The organism is Marinobacter sp. F4206, from assembly GCF_019392195.1.
Lineage (GTDB): Bacteria > Pseudomonadota > Gammaproteobacteria > Pseudomonadales > Oleiphilaceae > Marinobacter.
In genome coordinates, this window is sequence record NZ_JAHXKI010000002.1 from 1,706,969 (window position 1) to 1,723,546 (window position 16,578).

Below are 16,578 nucleotides of genomic sequence, written 5' to 3' on the forward strand. Positions count from 1 at the left end.
AAAACGACACGAATAGGTCGTTGTCAGAACGCAAGATTCACGCCCTGACCCGGGCCATTACCCGGGAAAAACGTTTCAATTGGTAACCAGTCGGTTTTATCCGGGTTACTTGCCGATGCAGAAGCTCGAGAAGATTTTGCCCAGCAGCTCGTCCGGGCTCAGGTGGCCGGTGATTTCCCCGAGTGCGTCCTGGGCGGCCCGCAGGTCTTCAGCGAGCAACTCTCCGGCGCCGTAGCCTTCGAGCTGGCCTTGCCCCTGCAACAGGAACTCCCTGGCCCGTTCAAGCGCATCCAGATGCCGGCGACGGGCCAGAAATCCGCCCTCGGTGGTGCTCGCAAAGCCCATGCACTGTTTCAGGTGGTCACGGAGAGTCTCCAGTCCCGCCGACGACTTCGCCGCGAGCCGGATCACCGGGGCGCTGTGGCCATCACCCTCGGTAATGCCAACGGCTTCATCGGAAAGATCCACCTTGTTACGGATCACCGAGACCGGCGCATTGGCGGGTAACTGGTCGATGAAGTCGGGCCAGATCTCGTGCGGCTCGGTCTCGGAGGTGGTGGTGGCATCGACCATCAGCAGGATACGGTCGGCCTGACGGATTTCCTCCCAGGCCCGAGCAATGCCGATCTGTTCCACCTCATCGGGACTGTCCCGCAAACCGGCGGTGTCGATGATGTGCAGGGGCATGCCATCAATGTGGATATGTTCCCGGAGTACGTCCCGGGTGGTGCCCTCAATGGCGGTGACGATGGCGGCTTCGCGCCCGGCGAGGGCATTGAGCAGGCTGGACTTGCCGGCGTTGGGACGGCCGGCGATGACCACTTTCATGCCATCCCGCAGGATGGTGCCCTGCTGAGCCCCCGCCAGGATGGTTTCCAGCCGCTCGAGCAGTTGCTGCAGATCGCCGGCGACCTTGCCATCGGCCAGGAAATCGATTTCCTCCTCAGGAAAATCAATGGCGGCCTCGACGTAGATACGCAGGTGAGTCACTGCATCCACCAGGTCATCCACCCGTCGGGAGAATACCCCCTGCATGGAGCGCACGGCACAGCGGGCGGCCTGTTCCGAGCTGCTTTCGATCAGATCGGCTATGGCCTCGGCCTGAGCGAGATCCAGCTTGTCGTTCAGGAAGGCGCGCTCGGAAAACTCACCCGGCCGAGCCAGGCGGGCACCGCGGCTGCAAACCTCCCGAAGCAGGAGATCCAGGATGACGGTACCGCCATGGCCCTGAAGCTCAAAAACATCCTCACCCGTGAAGGAGTGGGGATTGGGGAAGAATAACCCGATGCCCTCGTCGATCAGACCTCCGTCCTGGTCCAGAAACGGGCCGTAATGGGCGTACCGGGGTTTCGGGGCAAACCCGAGCATCTGCTGGGCGATCTCCGCCGCCGCCGGGCCCGAAACCCGCACGATGCCAACACCGGCCTGACCGGGAGCGGTGGCGATGGCGGCAATGGTGTCTGAAGTCTGGCTCATCTGAAATTCCTTGGGCACACAACCAACAGAGGCTCCATGAAGGAGCCTCTGTCTGGTTCAGTTCAGTCGCACTGGTCAGTGCTTCTTGGCTGCCGTTTCTGCTTCAATCTTGCGGGTAATGTACCACTGCTGACTGATTGACAGAATGTTGTTCACCAGCCAGTACAGTACCAGACCGGCCGGGAACCACAGGAAGAACACGGTGAAGATCAACGGCATCATCTTCATGATCTTGGCCTGCATTGGATCCGGTGGTGTCGGGTTCAGGTGCATCTGCAGGAACATGCTGGCACCCATCAGGATCGGCAGGATGAAGTACGGATCCATCTGGGACAGATCCTGAATCCAGAGCATGAACGGTGCGTGCCGCAACTGAACACTCTCGAACAGTACCCAGTACAGGGAGATAAACACCGGCATCTGCACCAGGATCGGCAGGCAGCCACCAAGCGGGTTGATCTTTTCACGCTTGTACAGAGCCATCATTTCCTGGGACATGCGCTGCCGATCGTCGCCGTACAGTTCTTTCAGGCGGGTCAGTTGCGGTGCAACTGCCCGCATCTTGGCCATCGATTTGTAACTGGTGGCGGAGAGATGGAAGAACACCGCCTTGACCAGGACCGTCAACAGGATGATAGCCACACCCCAGTTGCCGACCAGGCCGTAGAACCATTCCATGATGATGAAAAGCGGCAGAGAGATGAAGAACAACCAGCCGAAATCGACGGTGCGATCCAGGTTCGGTGCCACGTTTTCCAAACGGTCGATGATCTTCGGGCCGACGTAGGCACGGGCCCCGACTTCCACGGTTTCCCCGGGCGCCACGGTGGTGGCTGGATAGACAAAGCCCATCACGTAAAGTGGCCCGCGGCGGGTGGTCTGGAACTGTGCCGGCTGGTCACGTTCCGGTACCCAGGCGGCCAGGAAATAGTGCTGCAGGAAAGCCAGCCAGCCGTTGGTCACAGACTGGTTAATGGGCGTTTCCGACAAGTCGCTGAAATCAAACTTTTCGTACGGATCTTCCGGTGAGCTCATCACCATGCCTAGGAACGCCTTGATCCCCATGCTGGTCTGGGCGGTCGGATCGGGGGCCTGGTCACGAACGATCTTGCCAGTGAAGTTACCTTTCCAGGGCTGACCGGACTCGTTGTTGATCAGATACCGGACATCGATCTCATAGCTGTCCCGCTCGAACTGGTACCGCTTGGTAATTGTCACTCCGGCGTCGGTCGTGAACGTGAGATCAACCGTGAGCTGATCCTGACCTTCATCCAAGGTGTAGCTGTTGGCCGTTGTCTGGTAAACCGGCGCGGTGCCATTGGCCCGGCTGTCCGGACCGTCGCGACCGATCAGCCCGCTTTCCATGACGTAGGTGCGGGATTCGGTGTTGGTCAGCAGTTTCAGCGGTTCTGTGCTGTTCAGGGACTTGTCGTAGTCGGTCAGGGAGCTCTGGACCAGATTGCCGCTGACCCGATCGATGGTGAGGTCCAGGACATCGGTTTGCACAGTGACGAACTGGCCTTCGACCGTCACGTCGGCGTCGGTGGAGCTGGCAATCTGTTCGCCCGACTCCGGGGTGGTGAACTCTTCACCGCTCTGAGCGCCTTGCTCCTGCTCGGGAAGCACCATGCTATCGGTCCCGGTAGACGCCTGGGAGGACGCTGCTTCCGCGACCTGCTCAGTGGGCGGCTGCTGGTGATAATCCTCATTCCAGGCAAGCACCATCAGATAACTGACAATAGCCAGGCCGGCAAATAATACGATGCGTTGAATATCCATAGAGTTACTGTCTGGTCTGGGTTGGGGTTTGAGAATGATCAGCCTGCCGGCAAGGTGCCAGTTCGGTGTTTGCGGGTTCTGCCAGGCCGGGCACAGGATCATAACCGCCTTCGGCCCAGGGATGACACCTCAATAACCGACGGATTGCGAGGTAAAGACCTTTTCCCGCGCCATGATGGCTAATGGCTTCAACAGCGAATTGCGAGCAGGTGGGGGTATGGCGGCAATGACTGGCCATCAGGGGGCTGATTGCATACTGGTACAAGCGAATGGGCAAGAGCAGGAGTTTGCGCATTAACCCGTTCCTCTACCGGCAGGCTTTGATGAGTTTGCCCGGGATGGCTGGGATTGCTGATGTTTTCGCTTCAGTCGTTGCCAAAGCTCAGTCAGCGAAGCCCGGATGGCGTGGTTATCGAGACTCGCCAGCCCCTGGCGCCCCAGTACCACGATGTCCAGACCCGGATAGTCGGGCTGGTGCCTGAAGGTCTCCCTGACCTGACGTTTTATCCGGTTTCGCTGAACCGCAAGCTTCAGGTTTTTCTTTGAAAAAATCAAACCGATCCTGGCGTGACCGAGGTTATTCGGTGTCGCCAGGATCAGAAAATTCCGATGCGGAACTTTCAGCTGTACGTCATCGAAGACTCTGCCGTAATCGGCCGGGCGCAGTAGCCGGTGCGATTTCGGGAAACTCAAAGCCTTCATGAGGCGAACTGGTTACGCGGACAGACGAGCGCGGCCCTTTGCACGGCGACGAGACAGTACCTTGCGACCGTTGGCAGTGGCCATACGGGCACGGAAACCGTGAACGCGCTTACGCTTCAGGACGCTTGGTTGAAACGTTCTTTTCATGGTGATGATCTCACAATTCGTAAGTTGGGAATTCCTAACTGGCTGGAAAATGTACAGCCAAAACAGGAGCGGCATTCTATGCAAATGCGGGGGGAAATTCAATGGTTATTGCTAGGGGCTTGTGCGGACCTGGTTATGCGTCCGGTTCGTCGGGCCAGTAATTAAATCTATAGGTCTTTTTAGAATTCTTTTAAAAGATTATTTATTACTGTTATTACTTAGGCTGTTTTCTGTGGATAAGGGAAAAAAAAAGCTGTTTCATAGGAAGTTAGGATATTGATAAGGGTTGTGACAAACCGCGATAAGGTCTGTGGACGGATGGCATACGAAATGTGAATAAGTCCGGCGATGAAATCGGAAGGCAGTTATCCACCGATCCGTACGGGGTTTCACACAGGGTTAATCGCAGGGTATACACACAGGGGTGTGAGTAAGTCGAACCCTAAAAAAATTCTGTACACAAGGCTGTAGGTAAGTCTGTAGTAAATTGAAAAATAAGTTATTTAATTTCCACAGGCTGTTCATGAAACCGGTTTTACCCTTTCACTGATCGGGCGGTCAGGTTAGAATCCGAAGTCACCTCTATGGATTGGATGTCTCCTCATTCTGATCTGAGACATTTCTGGGTTATCGGGAGCAGGCTGTCGTGCCGAACAGTATGTGGCATCAATGTCTTGAAGTACTCCGGGATGAGTTTCCCGCACAACAGTTCAATACCTGGCTCAGGCCCCTTCAGTCCGATCACCGCGAAGGGCAGCTGATGCTGTTCGCGCCAAACCGGTTCGTAATGGACTGGGTGAACGAAAAATATCTCAGGCGTATAGAAGAAGTTCTCAAGGACCTGAACGGTGGTCAGGCACCCAGGGTAAACATGAAGGTGGGCTCGGCACCCCGGGAAAGTGAGCCGGTGACCCGCTCGGAAGTTCCGGTCAAGGCCAAGGGCGGCATTCAGGAAGAGGCGGGCAGTCGGGTAACCGAGGAAGAGAAAGGGGTTGCGGTCAGTGTCGGTCACAACACGGCGGTGCGACCGAAATCGGCGAACGAGCGTCGCCCGGTGCAGGTGGAAGGTGATATCAAGCACCAGAGTTTCCTGAATGAGGGGTTTACCTTTGAAACCTTCGTGGAAGGTAAATCCAACCAACTGGCGCGCGCGGCATCCATGCAGGTCGCCGAAAATCCCGGTGGGGCCTACAACCCGTTGTTTCTCTACGGGGGTGTGGGTCTGGGTAAAACCCACCTGATGCACGCCATAGGCAACGAGATCGTGCGTCGGAATCCGAACGCCAAAGTGGCCTACCTGCGCTCTGAACGGTTTGTCGCGGATATGGTCAAGGCGCTGCAGTTGAACGCGATTAACGAGTTCAAACGCTACTATCGGTCGGTGGACGCGCTGTTGATTGATGATATCCAGTTCTTCGCCCGGAAGGAGCGTTCGCAGGAAGAGTTTTTCCACACCTTCAACGCGCTGTTGGAGGGGGGGCAACAGGTGATTGTGACCTGTGACCGGTTTCCGAAAGAGATCGTGGACATGGAGGAGCGACTCAAGTCCCGGTTTGGCTGGGGCCTGACGGTGATGGTGGAACCACCGGAACTGGAAACCCGGGTTGCGATTCTGATGAAGAAGGCGGATCAGGCGAACGTAAAGCTGAGCAGTGAGGCGGCGTTCTTTATTGCCCAGAAGATTCGGTCGAACGTGCGTGAGCTAGAAGGGGCGCTTCGTCTGGTGATAGCGAATGCTCACTTCACGGGCTCGGAGATTACTCCTCCGTTCATCCGTGAGAGTCTCAAGGATCTGCTGGCGCTGCACGAAAAGCAGGTCAGCATCGACAACATTCAGCGCACGGTGGCCGAGTACTACAAGATCAAGGTGGCGGATTTGTTGTCCAAGCGCCGGACCCGGACGGTGACGCGTCCGCGCCAGGTGGCCATGTCGCTGTCCAAGGAGCTGACCAACCACAGTCTCCCGGAGATAGGCGATGCGTTTGGAGGCCGGGACCACACCACCGTGCTGCACGCGTGCAAGAAAATCGTGGAACTGCAGGAGACTGATCCGGGTATCCGCGAGGATTATCAGAACTTTATGAGATTGCTGACCACCTGATACCGGGCGTTGGCGAATAACATTCACCCTTCCAACCTAAAAGAATGCTGAGTGCCATGAAACTGACGATCAGCCGTGAATCCCTGCTTACCCCGCTGCAAAGCATTGCCGGCGTGGTGGAAAAGAAACAGACCATGCCCGTGCTTTCCAACGTGTTGCTGGTGGCCGAAGACAATACCCTGACCCTGACCGGCACCAATATGGAGGTGGAACTGGTGGGCCGGGTAACGCCGGTGCACGTGGATCAACCGGGACAAATAACCGTACCCGCACGCAAGTTGGCGGATATCTGTCGGGCGCTGGGTGAAGAAGCACCCATTGAACTGGCGCTGGAGGGGGATCGGCTGCATCTGCGTTGTGGCAAGAGTCACTTTACGCTGTCGACCCTGCCGGCTGAGCATTTCCCGAACGTGGAAGACGAGGCGGAGAGTTTTCGGTTGGAGCTGCCGCAGAAGGAGCTCGGTCGGATGCTGGACGCAACGGCGTTTGCCATGGCCCAGCAGGACGTCCGCTACTACCTGAACGGTTTGCTGCTGGAAGTGGACCAGGGGCATGTGCGGACCGTGGCCACCGATGGCCATCGCCTGGCAATGGCCCATCTGGAGCTGCCAACGGGCTGCCCGGAGCCACGGCAGGTCATTGTTCCGCGCAAGGGCGTGCTGGAACTCGCCAGGTTGCTGGATGATGTGGAAACCCCGGTTACCCTGGTAATTGGTGACAACCACCTGCGGGCAACGGTTGGCGCCTATACCTTTACCTCCAAGCTGATCGAGGGCAAGTTCCCGGATTACAACCGGGTCATCCCCCGGGGCGGAGACAAGGTCGTGATGGCGGATCGGGCGACCCTGAAGAACACGTTGCAGCGGGCGGGGATTCTGTCCCATGAGAACATCCGGGGTGTGCGTCTGAATCTGGCGCCGAACGAGCTACAGGTATTTGCCAATAACCCGGATCAGGAACAGGCCGAAGACGCGCTGCCTGTGGACTATCAGGGCGAATCCCTTCAGATCGGGTTTAATGTAGGCTATCTGGTGGATGTCATGAACGCACTGGATGATGACCAGGTGAAGATTACCCTGTCGAACCCGAACAGCAGTGCCTTGATTGAGTCGCAGATTGATAACCGCTGCTTGTATGTGGTCATGCCGATGAGGCTATAGGAGGAAGAACATGGGCACCGTGACGAACGGAATCAAAGGCGCGTTCAGAATCGGGCAGACGCTGTCCGTACTGGGGCGCACGGGTGTCAATTGGGTCCGGGGCGAGCGGCCCCCGACTCCACAGTTGTTGCGCCAGACGTTTGAATCGCTGGGCGCAACCTACATCAAGCTCGGACAGTTCATTGCCAGTTCCCCAACGTTTTTTCCGAAAGAGTACGTTGAGGAATTTCAGTACTGTCTGGATAAAACCCCCAACCTGCCCTTCGGCGTGATCAAGAAGATCATTCGCGATGAACTGGGCCGGCCACTGGATCAGGTGTATTCGGACATCGATCCGGTTGCCCTTGCCTCGGCCTCCATTGCCCAGGTGCATGCGGCGCGTCTGGTCACCGGTGAGGACGTGGTGATCAAGGTGCAGAAACCGGGTGTGGAAAACATACTGCTGACCGACCTTAACTTCCTGTACCTGTCAGCCCGTATTCTCGAAACCCTGGCGCCGAAGCTGTCGTGGACCTCTCTGTCCGGCATCGTCGAGGAAATCCAACGCACCATGATGGAGGAATGCGACTTCATCAAGGAAGCCAACAACCTGAAGGTCTTCCGGACGTTTCTTCACGAATCCCACAACGACGACGCCACGGTACCGCTCGTGTACGAGCATTGCAGCACCCGCCGGGTTCTGACCATGGAACGTTTTCACGGTGTCCCGCTGACCGATCTGGAAAGCATTCGCGGCTACGCCCGGGATCCGGAACGAACCCTGATCACCGCCATGAACACCTGGTTTGCCAGTCTTACCCAATGCGAATTTTTCCACGCGGATGTGCACGCCGGCAATCTGATGGTGTTGAAGGACGGTCGGGTCGGCTTTATTGATTTCGGCATTGTCGGACGGATCAAGCCGGATACCTGGCAGGCGGTGAGTGATTTCATCTCGGCGGTGATGGTGGGCAACTTCGAAGGGATGGCGGATGCCATGATTCGGATCGGCGTCACCCATCAGACCGTTCGGGTCGATGAACTTGCCGGGGACCTTCGTCGTTTGTATCAGCAGATGGACAAGATGGTTCCCGACCAGGTGCCCTACGAAGCGGATCAGGCGGAAGACGACGTAAACCATATCCTGATGGATATGGTGAAGATTGGGGAGAGTCACGGACTGCACTTCCCGAGAGAATTCGCGTTGCTGCTGAAACAGTTCCTGTACTTCGACCGTTATGTACACATCCTGGCGCCGGAGATGGACGTGTTCATGGACGAGCGGTTGAATATGTTGCACTGAGGCATGTCTCGCCTAAACGGGCGTGCTTTTGTACACTAGGGCGGCGTTGCACCAAGTGGCGCTGCCTTTTTTGTGGGCGTTTTGAACTTCCCCACCATCCTCTCTCGAGTTCCCGTTTTTATGGCGCTAGTGAAACTCCAGACCCAGAACTTCCGTAATCTGTCGTCTGCGCCAGTGACCTTTTCTCCCTCTTTCAATCTGCTGTACGGCGAAAACGGCAGCGGCAAAACCAGTGTCCTCGAGGCCATCGGTTATCTGGGGCTGGGTCGGTCATTTCGGGTCAGTCGGCATCAGGCGGTGGTGAGCCATGGCGAACGGCAGTTCACGGTATTCGGTGGGCTGGATCGCGGCCCGGATGGTGAGGCGGAAACGAACGCCAACGGCATTGCCCATCGTGTGGGTATTTCCCGGGATGTGGTCCAAAAAGAAACTGTTCTTAGGGTGGATGGCGAAGGCGTTCGCAGTCTTTCTGCGCTGGCGATGCACCTGCCCGTGTCGGTCATTGATCCCGGCGTTTTCGATATCGTGGCGGGTGGGCCGGGGAAGCGACGCCAGTTTCTGGATTGGGCGGTGTTCCACGTGGAACCCTCGTTTGCCTCGGTATGGCAACAATGCCAGAGGGTCACATCACAGCGGAATCAAACGCTGAGAAATGGTAGACTAGACGAGGGCCTGTTACGGGTCTGGGATACCCAGTATGCCGCCCTCAGTGAGCGGATTAGCGCCGCACGACGAAAGACCTTTGATCAATTCAAGGCCGCGTTCGAAAAGCTGGTCCACGAAGTGGACGTGGGGTGGACCCAGGGGCTGAAGTTGGAGTTTTATCCAGGCTGGGATATCGGCCAATCGCTGGTGGATGTCCTGGCTAGCCACCGGGAACAGGAACGGCGGATGGGGCATACGTTGTACGGCCCGAATCGCGCCGACATCCGGTTAAAATTTCAAGGCCGGCCAGTATCGGAAACGTTTTCGAGGGGCCAGCAGAAAACCCTTGTTATCTTGATGAAAATTGCCCAGGGCATGGTGTTGAGTGACCTGGGCAAGCAGGTGACCTTTTTGCTCGATGATATCAACGCCGAGCTGGATGTGGGCCACCGGGCCATGTTGGCCAGGAAGTTACAGGCGTTACGTTGTCAGGTGTTCATCACGTCCATCGAACATCCCGAACCGGATGTGTTGTGGCCGACCGATCATGCGCCGGAGTACAGAATGTTCCACGTGGAACATGGAAAATTGACGGTAGAATAAAACCGGCCCGGCCGGACCTGAAATCGCCCCGAAGCGACGGCCAGGCCCGCTACCGGTACACCCCTTCAGGAGTCTCTAATGAGCGAATCGAACTACAATTCCTCCAGTATCAAAGTCTTGAAAGGACTGGATGCGGTGCGGAAGCGGCCTGGCATGTACATCGGGGATACCGACGATGGTACGGGCTTGCACCACATGGTTTTTGAGTTGGTGGACAACTCCATCGATGAAGCTCTGGCTGGCCACTGCTCCGAAATCGGTGTCATCATTCACCCTGACGAATCCATTACGGTGAAGGATAATGGCCGGGGCATTCCGGTTGATATCCATGAGGAGGAAGGGGTATCCGCAGCCGAAGTCATTATGACCGTTCTGCACGCTGGCGGAAAATTCGATGACAACTCCTACAAGGTCTCCGGTGGTCTGCACGGTGTCGGGGTGTCAGTAGTAAACGCCCTGTCCTCCACACTGACCCTGACAATCCGTCGGGACAACAAGGTCTACGAACAGACCTACACCCACGGTGTCCCCAATGCGCCGCTGGCCGCCGTCGGTGAAACCGATGCCTCCGGCACCAAGGTTCATTTCATTCCCTCGCCGGAAACCTTTACCCACATCGAATTCCACTACGACATCCTCGCCAAGCGACTGCGGGAACTGGCTTTCCTGAACAGTGGCGTACGCATTCGTCTGACCGACGAGCGCAGCGGCAAGGAAGAGGTGTTCGAGTTTGAAGGCGGGCTGCGGGCTTTTGTTGAGCATCTGAACACCAACAAGACACCGATCAACCGGGTTTTCCACTTCAACCGTGAGCGCGAAGACGGGATCGCCGTTGAAGTCTCCATGCAGTGGAACGATGCGTTCCAGGAGAACATCTTCTGTTTTACCAACAACATCCCCCAGCGGGATGGGGGTACACACCTCGCCGGCTTCCGGGCCGCCCTCACCCGCTCCCTGAACAACTACATTGAGCACGAAGGCCTGGGCAAGAAGGCGAAGGTCAGCACCTCGGGCGATGATGCCCGCGAGGGACTGACCGCGATCATCAGCGTCAAGGTGCCGGATCCGAAGTTCTCTTCCCAGACCAAGGACAAACTGGTTTCCTCCGAGGTGAAAACCGCAGTGGAGCAGGAGCTGTACCAGAGCTTCGCCGACTACCTGCAGGAGCAGCCCAACGAAGCCAAGTTGATCGTCAACAAGATGATCGAGGCCGCGCGGGCCCGAGAGGCCGCACGCAAGGCTCGGGACATGACCCGCAGGAAAGGCGCCCTGGATATTGCCGGCCTGCCCGGCAAACTGGCCGACTGCCAGGAAAAGGACCCCGCCCTGTCCGAACTGTTCATCGTGGAGGGTGATTCGGCCGGTGGCAGTGCGAAGCAGGGCCGGGATCGTAAGACCCAGGCCATCCTGCCCCTGAAAGGCAAGATTCTGAACGTCGAAAAAGCGCGCTTCGACAAGATGCTGTCATCAGTCGAAGTCGGCACCCTGATCACCGCCCTCGGCTGCGGCATCGGCCGGGAGGAATTCAATCCCGACAAGCTGCGCTACCATTCCATCGTCATCATGACCGACGCCGACGTCGACGGTTCCCACATCCGGACCCTGCTGCTGACCTTCCTGTTCCGACAGATGCGGGAAATCATCGAGCGCGGCCACGTCTTTATTGCCATGCCACCGCTCTACAAGGTCAAGCGTGGCAAACAGGAGCAATACCTGAAGGATGAAAAGGCCAAGGAGGCCTACCTGACGCAGACCGCTCTGGAGGGCGCTCAGCTGTTCGTCAATCCGGATGCGCCGGCTATCAAAGACTCGGCCCTGGAAACCATGGTCAAGGACTACCAGGCAGTCATGGCGATGATTGATCGGCTGTCACGGGCCTATCCGGCCAAGGTCCTGGAACAGATGCTGGACAATGTCACCCTCAAGTCCGAACACTTGAAGGACGAAGAGGCCGTGGCTCGATGGGTGGCACGGTTGGGCGAAGGCCTGACCCTGGATACTCGTACCGGCACCAAGTACACCTTCTCGGTAACCAAGGACCCGGAACGGGACCTGTTCCTGCCCAAGGTCACCATCTATGTTCATGGTATTCCCCATGAGCACGTCTTCAATCATGAATTCTTCGAGTCCTCCTCCTACACGGCCATTGCCCGTATGGGTGAGACCCTGGAAGGCCTGGTGGAAGACGGCGCGTACGTTCAGCGCGGTGAGCGCAAGCAGGCCGTACTGTCCTTCGAGGGCGCACTGGCGTGGCTGATGAAGGAAGCCCAGCGTGGCCTGAATATCCAGCGCTACAAGGGGCTGGGCGAAATGAACCCGGAACAGCTGTGGGAAACCACCATGGATCCGGAAACCCGGCGGATGATGAAGGTGACCATCGAAGACGCCTTCGCGGCCGACCAGATCTTCACCACGCTGATGGGGGACGATGTTGAGCCACGTCGGGACTTTATCCAGACCAATGCCCTGGAAGTGACCAACCTGGACGTGTAATTCCCCGGCCGATCCAGCCATAAAAAAAGCGGCGAGGATAGAAATCCTGCGCCGCTTTTTTTTGCCCGGATTCCCTGAGGACGACCGAGGGATCTGGGACTATTAACCGCCGGATTGATTACCCGAGTTCCGCTTCTGCTTTTCCTTTTCCGCCAGATGAGGCGCCATGACCTCCTCCAGGGTATAGCCGGTCAACCGGCGGATGGTGCGCCAGAGGTAGTAAAAGATCAGCATCATCATGATCATCGAGGGAATCGCGATCATCGGGTAGCTCACCAGGGTCATCCGGCCCAGTTCCTCGTTGAAGGCCTCGGTGCCGGACGGGCTGGTGACAATCCAGCGGGCAATCACGTAGTTCATGATCGACGAGAACAAAAAGGTACCGGCGAAGAAATAGCTGGCCTTGAGCAGCCTCGCCTCAAACTCGGCCACGCTGCCCTGCTCCTCCAGGGACCGATGGATCTTGTCCACGTCCAGAACGTTCGGGTTGTAGAGCAGGGTTCGCACCAGCGGGAACTTGGTGCGCGTCGAGATCAGCACCGCCAGTCCAATGATGGCTGGCACCGCGGCTTCCTTGATGGCGAGCCAGCCGGCGTCGAGTTCCAGCAGGCCAATGCCCCCGGTCAGGCCAACGCTGATCAGACCGAGCACTGCGATGAAGTTTTTCTTGCGGTAGCGGACTAGTTCGAACAGTCCCCAGCCAAGTGGAAACGCCAGTCCGATGATCAGGGCATTGACGCTGCCCAGATGTTCGTCGCCGCTGAATTTCATCAGGATCACGGAGGGAATCACAATGCTGACCAGCAAATCGACCCAGGGACGGGGCTTGTGGTCTGGATGCGTCGAGGTCGTCGGTGAAGTCATAAATCAGCCTGGTTGATGAACTGCCGCAGGTTCGGAAGTGCTGGTTGAAATGGGGTATGCCGGCAGTATACGACAATTTGGAGGGCTTCCGAAGGCATAAAAAAACCGGACCCAACGGGTCCGGTTTTGATCAGCGCTTAGGGGCAACGCCTCGTTTAGGCGCCTACTTCCTTCAGGCTTTCCTCGACAATCGCCAGGCCTTCCTCCAGTACCGCGTCCTCGATGGTGACCGGCATCAGGAAGCGCAGGGTGTTGCCGTACATGCCACAGCTGAGCAGGATCAGACCCTTTTCCTTGGCTTTTTTGGTCACCGCCGCCGCCAATTCGGGTTTCGGGATCCGGCTGTCCTTGTTCTCAACCAGCTCGAACGCAGCCATGGGGCCGAGGTTACGGGCGTTGTCGACATGCTCGAACTGCTCCTGCCACTGGCTGAAGCGCTGCTGGAGCTTGTCACCGAGACGCTGGGCTTTACCCAGGATGTCCTCTTCCTTGAACACGTCGAACACCGCCAGTGCCGCCGCGCAGGCGGTGGGGCTGCCGGTATAGGTGCCGCCCAGGGAGTTGGGGCCGGAGGCATCCATGTGCTTGTCGGTGCCAACAATCGCGGAGATCGGCATGCCGTCCGCCATGCTCTTGGCCATGGTCATCATGTCCGGCTCGACACCGCTGTGTTCGATGGCAAACATCTTACCGGTTCTGCCGAAGCCGCTCTGGACCTCATCCACGATCATCAGAATGCCGTTCTCGTCGCAGATCTTGCGAATCTCCTTCAGGAAGCTGGTGGGTGCGGCGTAGAAGCCACCCTCGCCCAGCACCGGCTCAATCACGATGGCGGCGGTGTCCTTGGCCGGCGAGTCCGCTTTCATGGCCATCTTCAGGCCACGGAGCGCTTCGTCTTCACTGACTCCGTGGTACGGCACCGGATAGGGCGCGCGGTACACCGTTCCCGGCATCGGGCCGAAATCGGTCTGATAGGGCGCGGCCTTGCCGTTCATCGCCATGGTGTAAAAGGTCCGGCCGTGGTAGCCGCCATCGAAACAGATCACATTGGTGCGGCCGGTCGCGGCCCGGGCAATCTTGATCGCGTTTTCCAGGGCTTCGGCACCGGAGTTGGCGAGCATCACCTTGGCGTGTCCCCGCACCGGCACCACGCCGCTCAGTTTTTCGGCCAATTTGACGTAGCCCTCGTAGGGCATGACCGTCTGGCAGGTGTGCATCAGCTTGTCCAGCTGCGCCTTAACCGCTTCCACCACCTTTGGATGACGGTGACCAATGTTGAGAACACCGATGCCGCCGGCAAAATCGATCATCCGCTTGCCGTCCGCATCCCAGAGTTCTGCGTTGGTTGCGTGATCGGCAAATTGTTCATTGGGACTTGCCGCGCCCGCTGCAACGTAGCGTTCTTTGAGTGCCTGCAATTCTTTATTGCTCACTTTGCCTTCTCCCTGAGTTCAGGTTCGAATCGTTCACTAGTCAGTGTAAGGAGTACGGGCAGGAACCACAAACCGACCATCGTGGTGTTTGCCCGAACTCAGGTGGTCTCGTCACGGAATTGCAGCCGGGCCAGACGCCGGTACAGCTCGTTGCTGCGCATCAATTCCTCGTGGCTGCCGACGGCCAGCAAGCGGCCCTGGTCCAGGACGGCAATCCGATCGGCGTCCCGCACGGTTGCCAGCCGGTGAGCAATGACCAGCGTGGTCCGGCCCTCCGTCAACGCCGGCATGGCCTCTTGAATCAGGTGTTCACTCTCGGCGTCCAGGGCACTGGTGGCCTCATCCAATAACAGTATAGGCGCATTGGCCAGCAGCGCCCTGGCAATGGCCAGACGTTGTTTCTGGCCTCCGGACAGGCCCAGCCCGGCGTCGCCCAGTCGGGTATCGTAGCCCTGCGGAAGATCCTCAATGAACTCATGGGCGTGGGCGACCCGGGCGGCCTCAATCACATCCTCGAGGCTGGCATCGGGCCGGGCGTAACGGACGTTGTCCGCCACTGTGCCATGAAACAGCGCCGGATTCTGCGGCACCAGGGCGAAGCACCGGCGCAGGTCGGCCAGCCACAGTGTGTTGGCGTCCAGGCCATCAATCAGAATGCGGCCCTGATCGGGTTGGTAGAAATGCAACAGCAGGTCGAACAGGGTCGATTTTCCGGCCCCGGACGGTCCTACGAGGGCCAGGGTCTCCCCGGCCTGAATCGCCAGCGAGAACTCCGCGAGCGCCGGTAGCGCTTGGCGCCCGGGATAATAAAAGGTGAGGGATTGGATCTTGATGGCACCCTCTACCCGGGGCGGCAGGGCTTGGCTTCCGGTACCTTCAGCCGCCTGAACAAAGGCGGCCGGGGTCCGGAGCAACTCGAACAGCCTTGCCGCCGACCCGGCGGCCCGCTGCAGTTCACCAATCACCTCACTGATCGCCCCGGCGGCGACCCCGACCAGCAGGCTGTAGAACACGAATGCGGCCAGTTCGCCCGGTGAAATCCGGCCGTGAATCACATCCAGGCCTCCGATCCAGATCACCACGCCAACGGCACCCATGACCAGTGAGATGGCCAGCGTGGTCAGCCAGGCACGCTGACGGATCCGTTCCCGGGCGATCGCGAAGGCTTTCTCCGCCACTTCGGCGAAAAACCGACGGTCGTGGGGCTGATGATTGAACGCCTGAACGGTTTTTATCTGGGTCAGGTTCTCACCGACATAACTGCCGACATCGGCAACCCGATCCTGGCTCAGACGTGCCAGCTGTCGGACCCGCCGGCCAAAAAACAGGATTGGAGCAATCACCAGGGGGAATCCCAGCAGGATGATGCTGGCGAGCTTGGCATTGGTGACGAACAGCAGGATCAGGCCGCCAACCAGCATCAGCGCATTGCGCAGGGCAATGGAGACGGTAGAGCCGATCACCGACTGCAGCACCGTGGTGTCGGCGGTGAACCGGGACTGGATTTCCAGGGCCCGGTTCTGCTCGAAGAAGCCCGGGTGCAGGTCGATCAGGTGGTTAAACACCTTCTTGCGGATGTCCGCCACCACCCGTTCGCCGATCCAGGACACCAGGTAAAACCGGGCGAAGGAGCCGAAGGCGAGCCCAAGCACGAGCACAAAAAAAAGGCCGATGGCGCGGGCCAGCATGGCGGGCGATTCGGTTGCCAGGCCCTGGTCCACCAGGATGCGCAGTCCCTGCCCCAGCCCCAGCGTGATGCCCGCGGTGACCACCAGGGCCACCAGCGCTCCGACTACGGCCTTCCGATACGGCCGGATAAACTCGATAACCAGTCTCAGGGCCTGACGATGTCGGGTGTTGATGATCTGCCTCCTGGGTTCAACGTACATTCGG

13 protein-coding genes are annotated in these 16,578 nt (G+C 58.3%); 5 read left to right on the forward strand and 8 right to left on the reverse strand.

All coding sequences use genetic code 11. The annotated features are described in order from the left end of the window. Positions 1 to 105: 105 nt before the first annotated feature. From mnmE to rpmH, 5 genes are all read right to left on the reverse strand, one after another. Complete coding sequence (gene mnmE / locus KZO34_RS10215; protein WP_219476202.1) at positions 106 to 1,476, reverse strand: tRNA uridine-5-carboxymethylaminomethyl(34) synthesis GTPase MnmE; 1,371 nt, start codon at positions 1,474 to 1,476, stop codon at positions 106 to 108. A 75-nt stretch (positions 1,477 to 1,551) separates the two neighbouring features. After that, positions 1,552 to 3,255 carry a membrane protein insertase YidC gene (gene yidC, locus KZO34_RS10220; RefSeq protein WP_219476203.1) on the reverse strand — a complete coding sequence of 568 codons (1,704 nt, stop codon included), beginning with the start codon at positions 3,253 to 3,255 and terminating at the stop codon, positions 1,552 to 1,554. 4 nt (positions 3,256 to 3,259) lie between these two features. Further along, positions 3,260 to 3,550 (reverse strand): membrane protein insertion efficiency factor YidD, encoded by a 291-nt coding sequence (gene yidD, locus KZO34_RS10225; protein WP_219476204.1) that lies wholly within the window; start codon positions 3,548 to 3,550, stop codon positions 3,260 to 3,262. After that, a complete protein-coding gene (gene rnpA / locus KZO34_RS10230) occupies positions 3,550 to 3,957 on the reverse strand; it encodes a ribonuclease P protein component (RefSeq protein WP_219476205.1) in 408 nt (135 codons plus the stop codon). Before rnpA ends, yidD begins: the two co-directional genes overlap by 1 nt. 12 nt (positions 3,958 to 3,969) lie before the next feature. Beyond that, positions 3,970 to 4,104: a 50S ribosomal protein L34 gene (gene rpmH, locus KZO34_RS10235; RefSeq protein ID WP_008940054.1), complete on the reverse strand. Its 135-nt coding sequence runs from the start codon at positions 4,102 to 4,104 to the stop codon at positions 3,970 to 3,972. 646 nt (positions 4,105 to 4,750) lie between these two features. Between rpmH and dnaA the strand changes: the two genes are divergently transcribed. The 5 genes from dnaA to gyrB all read left to right on the forward strand — a co-directional run bounded on the left by dnaA (position 4,751) and on the right by gyrB (position 12,388). Further along, a complete protein-coding gene (gene dnaA / locus KZO34_RS10240; RefSeq protein ID WP_219476206.1) occupies positions 4,751 to 6,205 on the forward strand; it encodes a chromosomal replication initiator protein DnaA in 1,455 nt (484 codons plus the stop codon). Between the two features lie 56 nt (positions 6,206 to 6,261). Continuing rightward, positions 6,262 to 7,365: a DNA polymerase III subunit beta gene (dnaN, locus tag KZO34_RS10245; RefSeq protein ID WP_219476207.1), complete on the forward strand. Its 1,104-nt coding sequence runs from the start codon at positions 6,262 to 6,264 to the stop codon at positions 7,363 to 7,365. Between the two features lie 10 nt (positions 7,366 to 7,375). Beyond that, on the forward strand, positions 7,376 to 8,647 hold the full coding sequence (locus tag KZO34_RS10250; RefSeq protein ID WP_219476208.1) for an ABC1 kinase family protein: 1,272 nt from the start codon (positions 7,376 to 7,378) through the stop codon (positions 8,645 to 8,647). A gap of 120 nt (positions 8,648 to 8,767) precedes the next feature. Next, positions 8,768 to 9,895: a DNA replication/repair protein RecF gene (gene recF, locus KZO34_RS10255; protein ID WP_219476209.1), complete on the forward strand. Its 1,128-nt coding sequence runs from the start codon at positions 8,768 to 8,770 to the stop codon at positions 9,893 to 9,895. A gap of 78 nt (positions 9,896 to 9,973) precedes the next feature. Beyond that, on the forward strand, positions 9,974 to 12,388 hold the full coding sequence (gene gyrB, locus KZO34_RS10260; RefSeq protein ID WP_219476210.1) for a DNA topoisomerase (ATP-hydrolyzing) subunit B: 2,415 nt from the start codon (positions 9,974 to 9,976) through the stop codon (positions 12,386 to 12,388). A 102-nt stretch (positions 12,389 to 12,490) separates the two neighbouring features. On the opposite strand, the gene KZO34_RS10265 is transcribed toward gyrB, so the two are convergent. The 3 genes from KZO34_RS10265 to KZO34_RS10275 form a co-directional block, all read right to left on the reverse strand. Continuing rightward, positions 12,491 to 13,252, reverse strand: coding sequence for a VC0807 family protein (locus tag KZO34_RS10265; RefSeq protein ID WP_219476211.1), 762 nt, complete (start codon positions 13,250 to 13,252; stop codon positions 12,491 to 12,493). Positions 13,253 to 13,407: 155 nt separating this feature from the next. Next, positions 13,408 to 14,685, reverse strand: coding sequence for a 4-aminobutyrate--2-oxoglutarate transaminase (gabT, locus tag KZO34_RS10270; protein ID WP_219476212.1), 1,278 nt, complete (start codon positions 14,683 to 14,685; stop codon positions 13,408 to 13,410). Between the two features lie 98 nt (positions 14,686 to 14,783). Then, complete coding sequence (locus KZO34_RS10275) at positions 14,784 to 16,574, reverse strand: ABC transporter transmembrane domain-containing protein (protein WP_219476214.1); 1,791 nt, start codon at positions 16,572 to 16,574, stop codon at positions 14,784 to 14,786. Between the last annotated feature and the right edge of the window lie 4 nt (positions 16,575 to 16,578).